The 18,959-nt window shown below is 61.2% G+C and carries 16 protein-coding genes; 1 reads left to right on the top strand and 15 read right to left on the bottom strand.

Annotation, left to right across the window (positions count from 1 at the left end; translation table 11 throughout):
• Nucleotides 1–92 precede the first annotated feature (92 nt).
• From B0E42_RS05815 to B0E42_RS05785, 7 genes are all read right to left on the bottom strand, one after another.
• A complete protein-coding gene (locus B0E42_RS05815; RefSeq protein ID WP_033062503.1) occupies nt 93–941 on the bottom strand; it encodes a peptidoglycan DD-metalloendopeptidase family protein in 849 nt (282 codons plus the stop codon).
• Nucleotides 942–1,152: 211 nt separating this feature from the next.
• Nucleotides 1,153–1,788, bottom strand: a complete 636-nt coding sequence (locus B0E42_RS05810; RefSeq protein ID WP_170862085.1) for a protein-L-isoaspartate(D-aspartate) O-methyltransferase — start codon at nt 1,786–1,788, stop codon at nt 1,153–1,155.
• 41 nt (nt 1,789–1,829) lie between these two features.
• Nucleotides 1,830–2,579 carry a 5'/3'-nucleotidase SurE gene (surE, locus tag B0E42_RS05805; RefSeq protein WP_038856712.1) on the bottom strand — a complete coding sequence of 250 codons (750 nt, stop codon included), beginning with the start codon at nt 2,577–2,579 and terminating at the stop codon, nt 1,830–1,832.
• Nucleotides 2,567–3,625, bottom strand: coding sequence for a tRNA pseudouridine(13) synthase TruD (gene truD, locus B0E42_RS05800; RefSeq protein ID WP_018603679.1), 1,059 nt, complete (start codon nt 3,623–3,625; stop codon nt 2,567–2,569). Before truD ends, surE begins: the two co-directional genes overlap by 13 nt.
• Nucleotides 3,622–4,095 (bottom strand): 2-C-methyl-D-erythritol 2,4-cyclodiphosphate synthase, encoded by a 474-nt coding sequence (gene ispF / locus B0E42_RS05795; RefSeq protein WP_003184863.1) that lies wholly within the window; start codon nt 4,093–4,095, stop codon nt 3,622–3,624. Before ispF ends, truD begins: the two co-directional genes overlap by 4 nt.
• Before the next feature lie 43 nt (nt 4,096–4,138).
• Nucleotides 4,139–4,984: an S-formylglutathione hydrolase gene (gene fghA, locus B0E42_RS05790; RefSeq protein ID WP_018603685.1), complete on the bottom strand. Its 846-nt coding sequence runs from the start codon at nt 4,982–4,984 to the stop codon at nt 4,139–4,141.
• Nucleotides 4,985–4,992: 8 nt separating this feature from the next.
• A complete protein-coding gene (locus B0E42_RS05785) occupies nt 4,993–6,105 on the bottom strand; it encodes an S-(hydroxymethyl)glutathione dehydrogenase/class III alcohol dehydrogenase (protein ID WP_018603686.1) in 1,113 nt (370 codons plus the stop codon).
• 107 nt (nt 6,106–6,212) lie between these two features.
• Here B0E42_RS05785 and B0E42_RS05780 point away from each other — a divergent pair, with 107 nt between their 5' ends.
• Nucleotides 6,213–7,109 (top strand): LysR substrate-binding domain-containing protein, encoded by an 897-nt coding sequence (locus B0E42_RS05780; RefSeq protein ID WP_018603688.1) that lies wholly within the window; start codon nt 6,213–6,215, stop codon nt 7,107–7,109.
• A 172-nt stretch (nt 7,110–7,281) separates the two neighbouring features.
• Here B0E42_RS05780 and ispD read toward each other — a convergent pair whose 3' ends face one another.
• The 8 genes from ispD to dnaE form a co-directional block, all read right to left on the bottom strand.
• Nucleotides 7,282–7,989: a 2-C-methyl-D-erythritol 4-phosphate cytidylyltransferase gene (ispD, locus tag B0E42_RS05775; protein WP_018603690.1), complete on the bottom strand. Its 708-nt coding sequence runs from the start codon at nt 7,987–7,989 to the stop codon at nt 7,282–7,284.
• Complete coding sequence (gene ftsB, locus B0E42_RS05770) at nt 7,986–8,264, bottom strand: cell division protein FtsB (RefSeq protein WP_018603692.1); 279 nt, start codon at nt 8,262–8,264, stop codon at nt 7,986–7,988. The genes ispD and ftsB overlap by 4 nt, the downstream gene beginning before the upstream one ends.
• Before the next feature lie 171 nt (nt 8,265–8,435).
• Nucleotides 8,436–9,725: a phosphopyruvate hydratase gene (gene eno, locus B0E42_RS05765; protein ID WP_018603694.1), complete on the bottom strand. Its 1,290-nt coding sequence runs from the start codon at nt 9,723–9,725 to the stop codon at nt 8,436–8,438.
• 252 nt (nt 9,726–9,977) lie between these two features.
• Nucleotides 9,978–10,823 (bottom strand): 3-deoxy-8-phosphooctulonate synthase, encoded by an 846-nt coding sequence (gene kdsA / locus B0E42_RS05760; protein WP_003198268.1) that lies wholly within the window; start codon nt 10,821–10,823, stop codon nt 9,978–9,980.
• A 4-nt stretch (nt 10,824–10,827) separates the two neighbouring features.
• Complete coding sequence (locus B0E42_RS05755) at nt 10,828–12,459, bottom strand: CTP synthase (RefSeq protein WP_018603697.1); 1,632 nt, start codon at nt 12,457–12,459, stop codon at nt 10,828–10,830.
• A gap of 274 nt (nt 12,460–12,733) precedes the next feature.
• A complete protein-coding gene (gene tilS / locus B0E42_RS05750; protein WP_077505933.1) occupies nt 12,734–14,059 on the bottom strand; it encodes a tRNA lysidine(34) synthetase TilS in 1,326 nt (441 codons plus the stop codon).
• A 151-nt stretch (nt 14,060–14,210) separates the two neighbouring features.
• A complete protein-coding gene (locus B0E42_RS05745; protein WP_057451689.1) occupies nt 14,211–15,158 on the bottom strand; it encodes an acetyl-CoA carboxylase carboxyltransferase subunit alpha in 948 nt (315 codons plus the stop codon).
• Nucleotides 15,159–15,307: 149 nt separating this feature from the next.
• Nucleotides 15,308–18,829, bottom strand: coding sequence for a DNA polymerase III subunit alpha (dnaE, locus tag B0E42_RS05740; protein WP_024619347.1), 3,522 nt, complete (start codon nt 18,827–18,829; stop codon nt 15,308–15,310).
• Nucleotides 18,830–18,959 lie beyond the last annotated feature (130 nt).

Raw genomic sequence — 18,959 nt, 5'->3', positions numbered from 1 at the left:
GGTGAGTTCGACCTCAAGCTCAAGCGACGCCTTTATCCTTGGCAACGCTGGAGCCTGTTCCCTCTACGTGACGGAACAGGCTGACAATCAAATCAACGCCGAGGCAGGAATTGCAGCGGATCGACTGGTTTACCTTGCCGGCGAATCTCAAAATGCAGTTTCACCCGGTCTGTTCCCGTTGATCCCATTTCGGCAATTGTCTGTCCGACTTTGACCTGCTGCCCCTCCCGAACCAACAGCCTGCGGTTGTGACCGTAGGCACTGACGTAGGTATCGCTGTGTTTGATGATCACGAGTTCGCCGTAGCCCCTTAAACCACTCCCGGCGTACACAACCGTGCCATCAGACGCGGCTAAAACAGGCTGTCCCAAATCCCCGGCGATATCAATTCCTTTATTCAAACTACCGTTTGAAGAGAATTTTCCAATGAGAACGCCATTAGAAGGCCATCCCCAGCCTGTCGGGGCGGGGCCTGCCGGAGGCATCGGAGCGGGGGGCGATTTGCTCGCGACGGACGGTACTGTCGCCGTGCCAGCCCCCGCCGGCCGGCGAATGACCGTGGTTTTACTCGACGACGAAGCCGTCGAACCCGACTGCGTCACCACTGCGGTAGGCGTTGAACCGCTACGGCCATCGAAGCGAATCGTCTGACCGGGGTGAATCGTATAAGGCGCAGGAATGTTGTTGCGCGCTGCGAGGGCTTTGTAGTCCCAGCCGTAGCGAAAAGCGATGGAAAACAGGGTATCGCCGCGACGGACTGCATATTGACCCGTCGTTACTGTAGGACGTTGAGGTGTTGCGCTGTTGTTGCGATCGACAACCCGAACATTACCCGACGGCGTACTGGAACACCCGACCAGCAAAGTACTCAAGACAAGGCCAGTCACCAGGCGCTGAAAGCTCGTGATACCCATACGCTGCGCAATGACTGTGAGACTCACCCGCCGCTCCCTTTGTGGTGGCTGAAAAATTGGAAACTGCCTGTCCAGGCAGACCTCATACAAATATAGCTGGCAACGACTACGCCTCTATTAATGAAGCGCAATGTGTCGTCGCACACGTTTGCTCGACGCCGTTGGACTCTGTTCAGCAAATCGGTGCCGCTGTAAGACACAGGCCGGGCCACGGAATTCAGCGTCTGTATATAAATGCTCAGGCCAACGGCCCATTGAGTAACGGCACGAACCGTACCGCCCCCAGGACGTGTCGCGAAAAACCATGTTCTTCACGCACGATCAGCATCAGTTGCTGGACTTCACCGGCGCCCACCGGAATGACCAGTCGCCCGCCGGGAGCAAGCTGATCCAGCAGGGCCTGGGGTACATCGGTGGCCACCGCGGTCACGATGATGCCGTTGTACGGCGCCAGGGCCGGCCACCCCTCCCAGCCATCTCCCCAGCGAAACACCACGTTGCGCAGGTTCAACTCAACCAGGCGTTCCTTGGCGCGATCCTGCAGTACCTTGATCCGCTCTACGGAAAACACCCGCTCGACCAGTTGCGACAACACCGCCGTCTGGTAACCCGAGCCGGTACCGATCTCCATCACCTTGTCCAGCGGCCCCGCCTCCAGCAGCAGCTCGCTCATGCGGGCCACCATGTATGGCTGGGAAATGGTCTGGTTGTGGCCGATCGGCAACGCCGTGTCTTCATAGGCGCGATGGGCCAGGGCTTCATCGACGAACAGATGGCGCGGCGTGCGGCGAATGACTTCCAACACCTGGGCGTTGGACAGGCCTTCTTCGTAGAGACGCTGGATCAGTCGTTCACGGGTGCGCTGGGAGGTCATGCCGATTCCGCGGCGCAGCATATCGTCTTGCTCACGAGCCATCAGCGCAGCCCCTCCAGCCAGCCATCGAGATTTCGAAAGGCGTCGTTGAAGGTACGGTCCAACTGCAACGGCGTGATCGAGACATAACCTTGCATCACCGCATGGAAATCAGTGCCCGGCCCGCCGTCTTCGGCATCACCGGCGGCGGCGATCCAGTAACCGGCCTTGCCGCGCGGGTCGACGACATGCATCGGTTTGGCGGCGCGGGCACGGTGGCCCAGGCGAGTGAGCTGGATGCCACGGATGTGATCGAGCGGCAGGTTGGGGATATTCACGTTCAGCACCGTGCGTGGCGGCAGCTCCAGTTCGCCGTGGGCTTCGACCAGTTTACGGGCGAAGTAGGCGGCGGTCGGCAAGTTATCGACCTGCCGCGAAACAAACGAAAAGGCAAACGATGGCTTGTCCAGGAAACGACCTTCCAGGGCGGCGGCAACCGTACCGGAATAAAGCACGTCGTCCCCCAGGTTGGCGCCCAGGTTGATACCCGACACCACCATGTCCGGCTCTCGCTCCAGCAAGCCGTTGAGGCCCAGGTGCACGCAATCGGTCGGGGTGCCGTTGAGGCTGATGAAACCGTTATCCAGATAGCAGGGGTGCAACGGACGGTCGAGCGTCAGCGAGCTGCTGGCGCCGCTTTTGTCCTGGTCCGGGGCGATGACCACGCACTCGGCAAAATCCGCCAGCGCAGCATAAAGCGCGGCAAGACCGGGTGCAGTCACCCCGTCGTCGTTAGAAATCAGAATACGCATGGGCTGTCCGTCTGCCCCACCGGCACCAGATCGACGAGTTCGCGCACCAAGACAGTGGCGAAACATCCGGCCGGCAGGACGAATTCCAGTTGCAGAATGTCAGACTCGGGATAATGCCACGACAGCCCGCCAATGGGCAGTCGCAGGATGCGACGTTCGTGACTCATTCCCGCGTTTATCAACCAGTCCCGCAAATCGGCCTCGCCCGCGGCGATAGCTTGTTCCAGCTCGAACGTCGCGCCGGTGGCAGGCGAAGGTCCCTCGCCCCACTGCGGCCCGGTCGGGTGCAAGTCAAGAATGGCCAGGCGCGGGTCGCTGCACTCAGCCTCGCCGGCCGGGAAAAAACTGCGGCTGTCGGTGAAGGCAAGCAAATCGCCCACCTGGGCTTGCTGCCAGGTACCGTCGGCGACCCGCGCCGCCAGCACCCGGTTGAACAGAAAGCTGCGGGCGGTGGACAACAACCGCGAGCGCACATTGCGCTGTTCCGGCAACGCCTTGCGCGCCGCCCAGCCCCGGGCATCGACAACATTGCCGCCGTCATGGCCGAAGCGCTGGGCGCCAAAATAGTTGGGGATGCCTTGGCGGACAATCTGTTGCAGACGCGCATCGATCGCTGCCGTGTCGCCCTTGAACTGGGTCAGGCGCAGGGTGAAGCCATTGGCCGAATGCGCGCCGCGCTGCAGCTTGCGCCGATGGCGCGCAGTCTTGAGGATCTTCAGCGTGTCGTTCTCTGCCGCCGACAGGTCCGGATCGGCCTTGCCCGGCAATTGGACGCTGAACCACTGGCGGGTCAGGGCCTGACGGTCCTTGAGCCCGGCGTAGCTGACGGTGCGCAACGGCACGCCAGCCGCCTTGGCGATTCGCCGGGCGGCCTCTTCGGTGTTCAAGCCACGTTTTTCAACCCAGATCCACAGGTGCTCGCCATCACCGGTCAACGGGATGTCGAGCACTTCATCGACCTGGAAATCTTCAGCGGTGGCCTTGAGTACCGCACTGCCCAGCGGCTCACCGTAGGCACGCGGCCCTAACAGTTCCAGTTCCGTCATGGGCGCAGCAACAAGGCGACGGAGTGGACGGCAATGCCTTCTTCGCGACCGACGAAGCCCAGCTTTTCGGTAGTGGTGGCTTTCACGTTCACTTGGTCCAACTCAACTTGAAGATCCTCGGCAATCAATTGGCGCATCGCTTCGATGTGCGGCGCCATCTTGGGGGCTTGGGCAACGATGGTGTTATCGACGTTGCCGACCTTCCAGCCCTTGGCATGGATCAGCGAGACAACATGACGCAGCAGCACACGGCTGTCGGCGCCCTTGAATTGCGGGTCGGTGTCGGGAAAGTGCTTGCCGATGTCACCCAGGGCAGCCGCGCCGAGCAATGCATCGCTCAAGGCGTGCAGCAGGACATCACCGTCAGAATGCGCGAGCAGCCCGAAGCCATGTGCGATTCGCACGCCGCCCAGAGTAATGAAGTCGCCTTCAGCGAAACGGTGAACATCGTAGCCGTGGCCAATACGCATAAAAAAACGCCCCGATTTTTGTCAGGGCGTGATTCTACCTGCATTAGGCGTTTAGAGCGCGCGCATGATGCTGCAAGTGGTCGTCAATGAAGCTGGCGATGAAGAAGTAGCTGTGGTCGTAGCCCGGTTGCAGGCGCAGCTCCAGCGGATGGTCGGCAGCCTTGGCCGCCTGTTGCAAGGCTTCGGGCTTGAGCTGGTTGGCCAGGAAATCATCGCGATCGCCCTGGTCCACCAGCAGTGGCAGCTTCTCCTGTGCCTCGGCAATCAATGCACAGGCATCCCATTCCCGCCATTTCGAGCGGTCTTCCCCCAGGTAACGGGAGAAAGCCTTCTGGCCCCATGGGCAATCCATCGGATTGTTGATCGGCGAAAAAGCCGACACCGAACGGTAACGCCCCGGGTTGCGCAAGGCGCAGACCAGCGCACCGTGGCCGCCCATGGAGTGACCACTGATGCCGCGTTTGTCCGAGGCCGGGAAATGCGCTTCGACGAGTGCCGGCAATTCCTGCACCACGTAGTCATGCATCCGATAGTGCCGCGCCCATGGATCCTGCGTGGCGTTCAGATAAAACCCTGCACCCAGGCCGAAGTCCCAGGCATTGTCCGGATCGCCCGGCACGTCGGCGCCACGAGGGCTGGTGTCCGGCGCGACGATGATCAGGCCCAGCTCGGCGGCCATGCGCTGGGCACCGGCCTTTTGCATGAAGTTCTCGTCGGTGCAGGTCAGCCCGGACAACCAATACAGCACGGGCAACTTGCCGCCCTGCTCGGCCTGCGGCGGCAGGTACACGGCAAACACCATGTCACAACCGAGCACGTCGGAACGGTGCCGGTAACGTTTGTGCCAGCCGCCGAAGCTTTTCTGGCAGGAGATGTTTTCCAGACTCATGACCGACCTCAGAAATGGATAACGGTGCGGATGCTCTTGCCTTCATGCATCAGGTCGAACGCCTTGTTGATATCTTCCAGGCCCATGGTGTGGGTGATGAAAGTATCCAGCGGGATCTCGCCCGTCTCGGCCATTGCCACATAGCTTGGCAACTCGCTGCGACCGCGCACGCCACCAAAGGCCGAACCACGCCAGACGCGCCCGGTCACCAACTGGAAGGGACGGGTGGCGATTTCCTGGCCGGCGCCGGCCACGCCGATGATCACCGACTCGCCCCAGCCTTTGTGGCAGCACTCCAGCGCGGCACGCATCAACTGGACATTGCCGATGCACTCGAAGGAAAAGTCCACGCCGCCATCAGTCATATCGACGATGACTTCCTGGATCGGACGGTCGAAGTCTTTCGGGTTGACGCAATCGGTGGCACCCAGTTGCTTGGCGATTTCGAACTTGGCCGGGTTGATGTCGATGGCAATGATGCGCGCGGCCTTGGCCTTCACGGCACCAATCACCGCCGACAGGCCGATGCCGCCCAGGCCGAAGATCGCCACGGTGTCACCCGGCTTGACCTTGGCGGTGTTGAGTACCGCGCCGATGCCGGTGGTGACGCCACAACCCAGCAGGCAGACTTTTTCCAGCGGCGCTTCTTTTGGAATCTTCGCGACGGAGATTTCCGGCAGCACGGTGTACTCGGAGAACGTCGAGGTGCCCATGTAGTGGAAAATCGTCTCGCCCTTGTAGGAAAAGCGCGAAGTGCCGTCCGGCATCAGGCCTTTGCCCTGGGTGGCGCGAATCGCCTGGCAGAGGTTGGTCTTGCCCGACTTACAGAATTTGCACTGGCCGCATTCCGGTGTGTACAGCGGGATCACATGGTCACCCACCGCCACCGAGGTCACGCCTTCGCCGATGGCTTCGACGATAGCGCCGCCTTCGTGACCGAGGATCGACGGGAAGATCCCTTCCGGGTCGGCGCCCGACAAGGTGTAGGCGTCGGTGTGGCAGACACCGGAAGCCACCACGCGCAACAGCACTTCGCCCGCCTTGGGCATGGCGACGTCGACTTCAACGATTTCCAGGGGTTTCTTGGCCTCGAAGGCAACGGCAGCGCGCGACTTGATCATCCGGACTCTCCAGCAAATAAAAACAAGACCGGGAGTGTAATCCTCCGCCGGACGATGAATAATCCAATCAAAAGCAAAACATTATTGCTGTATAGGGATAATCCTTCATGTCCGATAACCGCTGGGAAGGGATCGACGAGTTCGTCGCCGTGGCCGAATGCAGCCAATTCACCGCCGCCGCCGAACGTCTCGGGGTCTCTTCCTCCCACATCAGCCGACAAATCGTACGGCTTGAAGAGCGCTTGCAGACACGATTGCTCTACCGCAGCACCCGGCGGGTCACCCTGACCGAGGCCGGCCAGACGTTTTTGCAGCATTGCCAACGCCTGCAGGACGGGCGCGAGGAAGCACTGCGGGCGGTGGGCGATCTCACCAGCGAACCCAAGGGCATGCTGCGCATGACCTGTGCCGTGGCCTATGGCGAACGGTTTATCGTGCCCCTGGTAACGCGGTTCATGGGGCTGTACCCGCAGTTGCGGGTAGACATCGAACTGAGCAACCGCCCTCTGGACCTGGTGCACGAAGGCCTGGACCTGGCGATTCGCCTGGGTCGCTTGCAGGACTCCCGCCTGGTCGCCACGCGCCTGGCACCGCGGCGCATGTACCTGTGCGCTTCACCCTCGTACCTGGAACGCTACGGGCGGCCCCACAGTTTGTCGGAACTGAGCCGCCACAACTGCCTGATCGGCAGCTCCGACGTCTGGCAACTGGAGCAGAACGGGCGGGAATTTTCCCAGCGAGTGCAGGGAAACTGGCGCTGCAACAGCGGGCAAGCGGTGCTCGATGCGGCGCTGCAAGGGGTGGGGTTATGCCAACTGCCGGATTATTACGTGCTGGAGCATTTGCACAGTGGTGCATTGATCTCGCTGCTGGAGGCTCATCAGCCGCCGAATACGGCAGTGTGGGCGTTGTACCCGCAGCAGCGGCATCTGTCGCCGAAGGTGCGCAAGTTGGTGGATTACTTGAAGGAAGGCCTGGCTGAGCGGCCGGAGTATCGGGGTTAGGCCAGTTTCTGTCCGGAGTTTATCCGGTGCCTGCATGATCGCCTTCGCGAGCAAGCCCGCTCCCACACGGGCCCTGTGTCTGGCCACACTTTTATGATCAACATAGACCTTTTGTGGGAGCGGGCTTGCTCGCGAAGGGCGCGACGCGGTCTTGGAACAGATACGGAGTTGATTAGCGACGATTCGCCCAGCGCTGGCGCAACCACTCCAGATCTTCCGGCCGGGTGACCTTGAGGTTATCGGCTCGCCCTTCGATCAGCCGCGGCGCCTGTCCCGCCCATTCCATGGCGGACGCTTCGTCGGTGATCACCGCATCTGCAACCAGGCTGTCGGCCAAGGCCCGATGCAAGGCGCCGAGGCGGAACATCTGTGGCGTGTAGGCTTGCCAGATCACGCTGCGATCAACGGTTTCCAGCACACGGCCATGTTTGTCGACGCGCTTGAGGGTGTCGCGCGCCGGGACGGCCAGCAGACCGCCAACCGGGTCGTTCGCCAACTCGCTGAGCAGTGTGTCCAGGTCGGCTCGGGCCAGGTTGGGTCGGGCGGCGTCGTGCACCAGCACCCAGTCGTGATCGTCGGCGCCCTGCTCGTGCAGGTGCAGCAAGGCATTGAGCACTGAATCGGAACGTTGTTCGCCACCGTCGACGCGCTGGATGCGTGTGTCGCCGGCGCAGGCCAGGGTCGGCCAGTAGGGATCATCGTGTGCAAGGCTGACCACCACGCCCTTGACGGTGGGGTGATCGAGGAAACAGCCGAGGCTGTGTTCAAGAATTGTGCGTCCGCCCAACTGCAGGTATTGCTTGGGACGGTCCGCGGCCATACGAGCGCCAACGCCCGCGGCAGGAATCACGGCCCAGAAGGCCGGCAAACGAATACTCATTGGGCCAACTGGTAGAGGGTTTCGCCCTCCTTGACCATGCCCAGTTCATGTCGAGCCCGCTCTTCAACGGTCTCCATGCCTTTTTTCAGCTCTGTCACTTCGGCGTCCATCACCCGATTACGCTCCAGCAGCGCCTCGTTTTCGGCGTGTTGGTCGGCAATTTGCTGAGTCAGGTCGGCCACTTGCGCAAAGCTGCCATTGCCCACCCACAGGCGGTACTGCAGGCCGGCCAGCAACAGGAGCAAGACAAGAAACAACCAATTGGGACTGCGCATCGAATATCAGGTATCCAGTGAAAAAAGACCGCCATGCCAAACTTTGAAGCGTCTGATAGCACGAAGCCTGGAGAACCCAGGCTTGTGCTTGATAAGGCATCAGATTAGAGGCAAAACCGCCGCCATGGCGACTTTTGCGACCTAACCCGCTGTCTTTTTATCATTTACCGCTTAACCGCGAAACTCGGCGCGACCGTTGTACTTGGCCTTGCCATTCAATTGCTCTTCGATACGCAGCAGTTGGTTGTACTTGGAAACGCGGTCGGAACGGCACAGCGAACCGGTCTTGATCTGGCCTGCCGCAGTGCCCACGGCCAGGTCGGCAATGGTCGAGTCTTCGGTTTCACCGGAGCGGTGGGAGATCACGGCGGTGTAGCCGGCAGCCTTGGCCATCTGGATGGCTTCCAGGGTTTCGGTCAGGGTGCCGATCTGGTTGAACTTGATCAGGATCGAGTTGGCGATCTTCTTGTCGATGCCTTCTTTCAGGATCTTGGTGTTGGTCACGAACAGGTCGTCACCCACCAGCTGGGTTTTCTCGCCGATCTTGTCGGTGAGGATTTTCCAGCCAGCCCAGTCGGACTCGTCCAGGCCGTCTTCGATGGAGATGATCGGATAACGTTCGGTCAGGCCCTTGAGGTAGTCGGCGAAACCTTCGGCGGTGAACACCTGCCCTTCGCCAGACAGGTTGTACTTGCCGTCTTCGTAGAATTCACTGGCCGCGCAGTCCAGGGCGAGGGTCACGTCGGTGCCCAGCTTGTAGCCAGCGTTGGCCACGGCTTCGGAGATCACTTTCAGCGCGTCTTCGTTGGACGCCAGGTTCGGTGCGAAACCGCCTTCGTCGCCCACAGCAGTGCTCAGGCCACGGGCTTTGAGCACAGCCTTGAGGTGATGGAAAATCTCGGTGCCCATGCGCAGGCCTTCGGAGAAGGTCTTGGCGCCGACCGGCTGCACCATGAATTCCTGGATGTCGACGTTGTTATCGGCATGCTCGCCACCGTTGATGATGTTCATCATCGGCACCGGCATCGAGTAGACACCCGGGGTACCGTTGAGGTTGGCGATGTGAGCGTACAGCGGCAGGTCCTGATCCTGGGCAGCGGCCTTGGCAGCGGCCAGGGACACGGCGAGGATCGCGTTGGCGCCCAGGGTGCCTTTGTTTTCGGTACCGTCGAGCTTGATCATCGCGTGATCGAGGGCTTTCTGGTCGGCAGGATCCTTGCCCAGCAACAGCTCGCGGATCGGACCGTTGATGTTGGCGACGGCTTTGAGCACGCCTTTGCCCAGGTAACGGCTCTTGTCGCCATCACGCAGCTCCAGCGCTTCGCGCGAGCCAGTGGAAGCACCGGACGGCGCGCAGGCGCTGCCGATGATGCCGTTGTCGAGAAGCACGTCCGCTTCAACAGTGGGGTTGCCACGGGAGTCGAGAACTTCACGACCTTTGATGTCGACGATTTTTGCCATTGTTGTAAACACTCCAAAGTTGACTAGAACGTTGCAGAAAACTTGCTCACCCTCAGCGGCGATTCAGCCAAAACAGACCGAATGGGAGCGCTTCGCACTCCAGCGGGAGCAAGCTCCCTCGCCACAAGAGCACGAACTACCGGCGATGGGGACCTCAAGGACGCCATCGCTGGCAAGCCATGCTCCCACAAGAGCAGTGCGGCCAGCGGGCCAGAGCGATAATCGAGCGGTACTTTACCGGAGAAAACCGCGTTACGCGGTTTCTATCGTCGGAAAACTCTTGACCAGCTCGTCCAACGCCTTGAGCTGAGACAGGAAAGGTTCCAGCTTGTTCAAGCGCAAGGCACAAGGGCCGTCGCACTTGGCATTGTCCGGATCCGGGTGGGCTTCAAGGAACAGGCCAGCCAGGGATTGGCTGATGCCAGCCTTAGCCAGGTCGGTCACCTGGGCGCGACGACCGCCAGCGGAGTCGGAACGACCGCCCGGCATCTGCAAGGCGTGCGTCACGTCGAAGAACACCGGGTATTCGAACTGCTTCATGATGCCGAAGCCGAGCATGTCCACTACCAGGTTGTTGTAGCCGAAGCTCGAACCGCGCTCGCAGAGGATCAACTGGTCATTACCGGCTTCTTCGCACTTGCTCAGGATGTGTTTCATCTCCTGGGGTGCGAGGAACTGGGCTTTCTTGATGTTGATCACCGCACCGGTCTTGGCCATCGCCACCACCAGGTCGGTCTGGCGCGACAGGAAGGCCGGCAGTTGGATGATGTCGCAGACCTCGGCGACGACCGCGGCCTGGGCCGGCTCGTGGACGTCGGTGATGATCGGCACGCCAAAGGCTTGCTTGATGTCCTGGAAGATCCGCATGCCTTCTTCCAGGCCCGGGCCACGGTAGGACGTCACGGACGAACGGTTGGCCTTGTCGAAGCTGGCCTTGAACACGTAAGGGATACCCAGTTTCTGGGTGACCTTCACGTACTCCTCGCAGACCTGCATCGCCATGTCGCGGCTTTCCAGCACGTTCATGCCGCCAAACAGCACCATGGGCTTGTCGTTGGCAATCTCGATGTCGCCGACACGAATGATCTTCTGGGCCATCGTCTTATGCCTTTTTCTGGTGTTGAGCCAAAGCGGCCTTCACGAAACCACTGAACAATGGATGACCGTCCCGTGGCGTCGAGGTGAACTCGGGGTGGAACTGGCAGGCGACGAACCATGGGTGATCCGGAGCCTCGACCACTTCGACCAGCGCGCCGTCACCGGAACGACCGGAGATTTTCAGGCCGGCTTCGATCAACTGCGGCAGCAGGTTGTTGTTCACTTCGTAGCGATGACGGTGACGCTCGACGATCACATCCTTGGCGTAGCAATCGTGCACCTTGGAGCCAGCTTCCAGCAGGCAATCCTGGGCGCCGAGACGCATGGTGCCGCCCAGGTCCGAGCTTTCGGTACGCACTTCCACGGCACCGGTGGCATCTTCCCACTCGGTGATCAGGCCCACGACCGGATGGCCGCTGGCACGATCGAATTCGGTGGAGTTGGCGTCTTTCCAGCCCAGCACGTTACGGGCGAACTCGATGACCGCCACTTGCATGCCCAGGCAGATACCCAGGTAAGGCACCTTGTTTTCGCGAGCGTATTGCACGGCAGTGATCTTGCCTTCCACGCCCCGCAGGCCGAAACCGCCCGGCACGAGGATCGCATCGGCGCCTTCGAGCAGGCCGGTGCCCTGGTTCTCGATGTCTTCGGAATCGATGTAGCGCAGGTTGACCTTGGTGCGGTTGCTGATACCGGCGTGACTCATCGCCTCGATCAACGACTTGTAGGCGTCCAGCAGCTCCATGTACTTGCCGACCATGGCGATGGTGACTTCGTGTTCCGGGTTGAGCTTGGCATCGACCACGGCTTCCCACTCGGACAGGTCGGCGCTGGCGCATTGCAGGCCGAAGCGCTCGACGACGAAGTCGTCCAGGCCCTGGGAGTGCAGGATGCCCGGGATCTTGTAGATGGTGTCGGCGTCTTCCAGGCCGATGACCGCGCGCTCTTCAACGTTGGTGAACTGGGCGATCTTGCGACGCGACGAGATGTCGATCGGGTGATCGGAGCGGCAGATCAGCACGTCCGGCTGCAGGCCGATGGAACGCAGTTCCTTGACCGAGTGCTGGGTGGGCTTGGTCTTGGTTTCGCCGGCCGTGGCGATGTACGGCACCAGTGTCAGGTGCATCAGCATCGCGCGCTTGGCGCCGATTTCGAAACGCAACTGGCGGATGGCTTCGAGGAACGGCTGGGACTCGATGTCGCCCACGGTACCGCCGATTTCGACCATCGCCACGTCGGCATCGCCAGCACCCTTGATGATGCGGCGCTTGATTTCGTCGGTGATGTGCGGGATGACCTGGATGGTCGCGCCCAGGTAGTCACCACGACGCTCCTTGCGCAGCACGTGTTCGTAGACACGGCCGGTGGTGAAGTTGTTGTTCTGGGTCATGGTCGTGCGGATGAACCGCTCGTAGTGGCCCAGGTCCAGGTCGGTCTCGGCGCCGTCGTGGGTGACGAACACTTCACCGTGCTGGAACGGGCTCATGGTGCCCGGGTCAACGTTGATGTACGGGTCCAGCTTGAGCATGGTGACCTTAAGTCCCCGCGCCTCCAGGATGGCCGCCAATGAAGCCGAGGCAATGCCTTTCCCCAATGAAGAAACAACACCGCCCGTGACGAATATGTAGCGCGTCATGAAAAACCCTAGAAGTCTGCGTTAAAGCGGTCCGAGCCGCCGGGGAAAGCGAAGGAAGGCCGAAGCCCCCGATCACCTGCATTAATCACAGTGCACCTTTCAAAAAAACCGCCGCGTTGGGACAGACCGGAAGTGAAATCACCGGTACGTTGCTCGCTACACATTTTTTGGAATCGCCCAGCAAAGACTGCTTGGTAATCGGCAACTCCTGCAATTCAGGCGAATCCACAGAAGTTGTATCAAGAAGGGAGCGTAGTCTACCGGAAAGCCCCTTTCAGCTCAAACCCAGATCTTGGCTTCCTGGCGTCCAGATCAATTGCCAACTGCCATCAGCCTGTGCATCGAGCCCGGCCAGGTTGGCCACCGCCAGCAATTGCTGGCCCTGATAGAGCAGCGGCAATCGGCCGCGAACGAACGCCGGCACGGCCTTTTCATTGAGCAAACGCTTGAGGTCACGGTGACCACGACCCGCTAACGCCATCACCTCGCCGCCTTGACGATAGCGCACACTAAGCGGCCCCGCAGGCGGCGTGCCGTCGAGCACCACCCGACCATTGCCTGGCAAGCGCAGTGCAACCGCCGGATCGGCCCAGTCGACGGTGCCTGGCAGCGGACATAGCCAGTGGTCGGATAACCACCAGACCCGCCCGGCGGCGCGGTGCAGCTCACCGCCGGCCAGTCGCCAGATCGGTCGGGCATCATCGGCGGCATCGCGCAGCGAGTCCCAGCCCGACCAGTGATCGCTGTCGGGCAGCAGGGTCATCGGCGCCAGCCAGTGGCTCAAGGCGTTGCGCTGACGGGCCGGCGACAACGCCCGCAAAGGCGCCAGCGCCAGGGATTGCAGCCCGAGCCAGTCGAACGCGCCCGCTGTCGCGGCCTGGGTCAGGTCGATCCGCGCCAAATCGTCCAGCAAGCCTTGGGCTTCCCCCATGTGCGCAGCGCTGCGCGCCAGGGTCGCCGAGGCTTGCGGCCATTGCTCGGCCAACACTGGAAAAACTCGCTGGCGCAGGTAATTGCGCGCGTACCGATGGTCGTCGTTGGACGGGTCTTCGATCCAGCTCAAGCCCTGTTGTGTCGCATAGGCTTCCAGCTCTGCGCGAGACACATCAAGCAACGGTCGCAGCAAATGCCCCTGGCCCAAAGGACGCTGCCGTGGCATCGCCGCCAAGCCCCTCACCCCTGCGCCCCTTAGCAGGCGAAACAGCAGGGTTTCGGCCTGGTCATCGCGATGCTGGGCGGTGAGCAGCACTTCGTTGCTGTGGATCGCCGCGACAAAGGCCGCGTAACGTGCTTCCCGCGCGGCGCGCTCGACACTGGCACCAGGGCGCACTTGCACAGTCACCACGTCCAGCGGCACGCCCAGGGCCGCGCAGACCGAGCGGCAATGGTCCGGCCACGCCTCGGCCACCGCCTGGAGGCCGTGATGCACATGGATAGCACTCAATGCGGGCAAGGGTTCGCGTTGCGAAAGGGTTACGAGCAGGTGCAGCAGGACGGTGGAGTCGAGGCCGCCGGAGAAGGCGATGCGCCAGGTGGCGGCGTTGCGCCAGGGAATGAGCTGGGTAAGCAGGCGGCTTGGCAGATCGTTGCTTGCGTTCATGGGTTTCAGCCTTGGCACAAATCAAATGTGGGAGCGGGCTTGCTCGCGAAGGCGGTGAATCAGTCAACACATAGGTTGAATGTTAAACCGCTTTCGCGAGCAAGCCCGCTCCCACATTGGCTCCCCCACAGCTGCTGGAAGCTTGGTCAGATCAGAGGCCGTAGCTCATCAACCGCTCGTAGCGACGAGCCAGCAGCGCTTCGTTGTCGAACTTCTTGAGCATCGACAGTTGCGAGCTCAGCTCGGCGCGGATCAGTGCCGCCGCTGCAGCCGGGTCGCGGTGAGCGCCGCCGACTGGCTCGCTGATCACTTTGTCGACGATGCCCAGGCCCTTGAGACGCTCGGCGGTAATGCCCATGGCCTCAGCGGCATCCGGCGCCTTCTCGGCGGTTTTCCACAGGATCGAGGCGCAGCCTTCCGGCGAGATCACCGCATAGGTGGAATATTGCAGCATGTTCAGCTGGTCGCAGACGCCGATAGCCAGTGCACCGCCGGAACCACCCTCGCCAATTACAGTGGCGATGATCGGGGTTTTCAGGCGTGCCATGACGCGCAGGTTCCAGGCAATCGCTTCGCTCTGGTTGCGCTCTTCGGCGTCGATGCCCGGGTAGGCGCCCGGCGTGTCGATGAAGGTCAGGATCGGCATCTTGAAGCGCTCGGCCATTTCCATCAGGCGGCAGGCCTTGCGGTAGCCTTCCGGACGCGGCATGCCGAAGTTGCGGCGCACTTTCTCGCGCACTTCGCGGCCTTTCTGATGGCCGATAACCATCACCGGCTGGTCGTCCAGACGGGCGACACCGCCGACGATCGCGGCGTCGTCGGAGAAGTGACGGTCGCCATGCAGCTCATCGAACTCGGTGAAGATGTGGTCGATGTAGTCCAGGGTGTAGGGACGACGTGGATGACGCGCCAGGCGGGCGATCTGCCAGCTGGTCAGCTTGCCGAAGATGTCTTCGGTCAGCGTGCGGCTTTTGTCTTGCAGACGAGAGATTTCATCGCCGATATTCAGCGAATTGTCATTACCGACCAAGCGCAACTCTTCGATCTTGGCTTGCAGGTCGGCGATCGGCTGTTCGAAATCTAGAAAATTCGGGTTCATAGGCGTCCGTCTTGGGTCGACGTCCAAGAGAGCTTGGGCCGGCCGGTTGTCTATTCGCGCCTACCTTAAGGGAGAGGCGCGTTCAGGTCGAGATTAAAAATTCGGGTCGAGATCAGGGGTATTCCGGTTTCAGGAATGGCCCCTGGCCGTCAACGGTATTGGAGGAAGACGTTGTCTTTGCCGAACTGGTCACGCAAGGCTTGAATCAACGCATCCGCCGGATCGATTCGCCAGCCTTCGCCGAACTGCAACACAGCCTTGGCATCGGGGCGTACGTACTCCATGGTGATCGGGCAGGCACCGCGATGGCGCTTGAACAATTCACCCAACCAGCGTAGCTGATCGCCCTTGAGATCCTGGGTCTGCAGCTTCAGGCGCAGGCTTTCGGCCAGGTTGGTACGGGCATCTTCCATGCTCATCACCCGCTTGACCCGCAGCCGCAGGCCACCGGAAAAGTCATCGTTGCTGACCTCGCCTTCCACCACCACCATCGCATCGGTCTGCAACAGCGACTGCGCCGAATGGAACGCATCGGCGAACAATGAGGCCTCGATGCGCCCGGAGCGGTCGTCGAGGGTGATGAAGCCCATCTTGTCGCCCTTTTTGTTCTTCATCACCCGCAGGGCGATGATCATGCCAGCGACGGTTTGCGTGTCGCGCGCCGGCTTGAGGTCGATGATGCGCTGACGGGCGAAGCGGCGGATCTCACCTTCGTACTCGTCGATCGGGTGACCGGTGAGGTACAGGCCCAAGGTGTCTTTCTCACCCTTGAGGCGCTCCTTGAGGGTCAGCTCCTTGGCCTTGCGATGGTTGCCATAGACATCGGCGTCTTCTTCGACGAACAGCCCGCCAAACAGGTCGGCGTGGCCGCTATCATGGGTACGGGCAGTCTGTTCGGCGGCCTTGATCGCCTCCTCCATCGCCGCCAGCAACACCGCGCGGTTGCGGTCGATGTTGGCCTGGTAGGCCTTGGGCTCATCCTGGAAGTAAGGCCCCAGCCGGTCCAGGGCACCACTGCGGATCAAACCGTCGAGGGTGCGCTTGTTGATGCGCTTGAGGTCAACCCGGGCGCAGAAATCGAACAGGTCCTTGAACGGCCCGTCCTGGCGCGCTTCGGTGATGGCTTCCACCGGCCCCTCGCCCACACCCTTGATCGCGCCCAGGCCGTAAATGATGCGGCCTTCGTCGTTCACCGTGAACTTGAACTCCGAAGCGTTCACGTCCGGTGCGTCGAGGCGCAGCTTCATGGTCCGCACTTCTTCGATCAAGGTCACGACCTTGTCGGTGTTGTGCATATCCGCCGACAGTACCGCGGCCATGAACGGCGCCGGGTAATGCGCCTTCAGCCACGCGGTCTGGTACGACACCAGGCCATAGGCGGCGGAGTGGGATTTGTTGAAGCCGTAGCCGGCGAACTTTTCCACCAGGTCGAAAATGTTACCGGCCAGGTCAGGGTCGATGCCGTTGGTCGCGCAACCCTCAATGAAACCGCCGCGCTGCTTGGCCATTTCCTCGGGCTTTTTCTTACCCATCGCCCGGCGCAGCATGTCCGCACCGCCGAGGGTATAACCGGCCATGACCTGGGCAATCTGCATCACCTGTTCCTGATACAGGATGATGCCGTAGGTCGGTGCCAGCACCGGCTTCAAGCCTTCGTACTGATAATCCGAGTGCGGGTACGCCAGCTCGGCGCGACCGTGCTTACGGTTGATGAAGTCATCCACCATGCCCGACTGCAACGGGCCCGGACGGAACAGGGCCACCAGTGCGATCAGGTCTTCCAGGCAGTCGGGCTTGAGCTTTTTGATCAGCTCCTTCATGCCCCGGGATTCAAGCTGGAACACCGCCGTGGTTTCGGCTTTTTGCAGCAGGCTGTAGGTCGGCTTGTCATCCAGCGGGATGAAGGCAATGTCCAGCGGCTCTTCGCCGACCTTGGCCCGCTCACGGTTGATGGTTTTCAGCGCCCAGTCAATGATGGTCAGGGTCCGCAGGCCGAGGAAGTCGAACTTCACCAGGCCCGCCGCCTCGACGTCATCCTTGTCGAACTGGGTCACCAGGCCGTCGCCTTCTTCATCGCAATAGATCGGCGAGAAGTCAGTCAGCTTGGTCGGTGCGATCACCACGCCCCCGGCGTGCTTGCCGACGTTACGCACCACGCCTTCGAGCTTGCGGGCCATCTCCCAGATTTCCGCGGCTTCTTCGTCGACCTTGATGAAGTCCCGCAGGATTTCTTCCTGCTCGTAGGCCTTCTCCAGGGTCATGCCGACTTCGAACGGAATCATCTTCGACAGACGATCCGCCAAACCGTAGGACTTGCCCTGCACCCGCGCCACGTCGCGCACCACCGCCTTGGCGGCCATGGAACCGAAGGTGATGATCTGGCTCACAGCGTTGCGGCCATATTTCTCGGCCACGTAGTCGATCACCCGGTCGCGACCGTCCATGCAGAAGTCGACGTCGAAGTCGGGCATGGATACCCGTTCCGGGTTGAGGAAACGTTCGAACAGCAGGTCATATTCCAGCGGGTCGAGGTCGGTGATCTTCTGCACATAGGCCACCAGCGACCCGGCACCCGACCCACGGCCTGGGCCCACCGGCACGCCGTTGCTCTTGGCCCACTGGATGAAGTCCATCACGATCAGGAAGTAACCGGGGAAGCCCATCTGGATGATGATATCCAGCTCGAAATTCAACCGATCGACATAGACCTGGCGCTTGGCTTCGTAATCTTCGGTGGTGTCCTTGGGCAGCAGGACGCTAAGGCGCTCCTCAAGGCCGTCGAAGGACACTTTGCGGAAATACTCGTCGATGGTCATGCCATCGGGAATCGGGAAGTTGGGCAGGAAGTGTTTGCCCAGCTTCACGTCGATGTTGCAGCGCTTGGCGATCTCGACGGTGTTTTCCAGCGCCTCGGGCAGGTCGCTGAACAACTCGGCCATTTCCTCGGCGCTCTTGAGGTATTGCTGGTTGCTGTAGTTCTTCGACCGGCGCGGGTCGTCGAGGGCCCGGCCCTCACCGATGCAGACACGGGTTTCGTGGGCTTCGAAGTCTTCCTGCTTGATAAAGCGCACATCGTTGGTCGCCACCAGCGGCGCGCCGATCTTGTCGGCCAGGGCTACGGCGGCATGCAGGTGTTCTTCATCATTGGGACGATTGGTGCGCTGCACTTCGATGTAGAAGCGATCCGGGAACACCGACATCCAGTCACGGGCCAGGGTCTCGGCTTCCTCGGGATTGCCACTGAGCAGGGCCAGGCCGATTTCACCTTCCTTGGCCGCCGACAGCATGATCAGCCCTTCGCTGGCCTCGGCCACCCACTCGCGCTCGATGATGATCGAGCCGTTGCGCTGGCCGTCGATAAAACCACGGGAGATCAGCTCGGTGAGGTTGCGATAGCCCAGGGCGTTCATCACCAACAGGCTGATACGGCTCAGCGGTGCGTCCGGGTCCTTGTTCGACAGCCACAGGTCGGCGCCACAGATCGGCTTGATCCCGGCGCCCATGGCGGCCTTGTAGAACTTGACCAGCGAACACATGTTGTTCTGGTCGGTGACCGCCACGGCAGGCATGTTCATGCCCACCAGGGTCTTGACCAGGGGCTTGATCCGCACCAGACCGTCGACCAGGGAGTATTCAGTGTGCAGGCGTAGATGAACGAATGAAGCCGGCATAGTGATCCTGCGTTAAGTCATGAAAACAACAAGGCCCGGATTGTACCGGGCCTTGGGTAAAACATCAGCCATGAGTCTTCTGCCTGGCAAATACTGCCTTTGTGGCGAGGGGATTTATCCCCGCTGGGGC

Source organism: Pseudomonas sp. A25(2017) (genome assembly GCF_002001065.1).
Lineage (GTDB): Bacteria > Pseudomonadota > Gammaproteobacteria > Pseudomonadales > Pseudomonadaceae > Aquipseudomonas > Aquipseudomonas kilonensis.
Note: the sequence above shows the minus strand (reverse complement) of the source record. Positions and strands in the feature narration are given on the sequence as shown.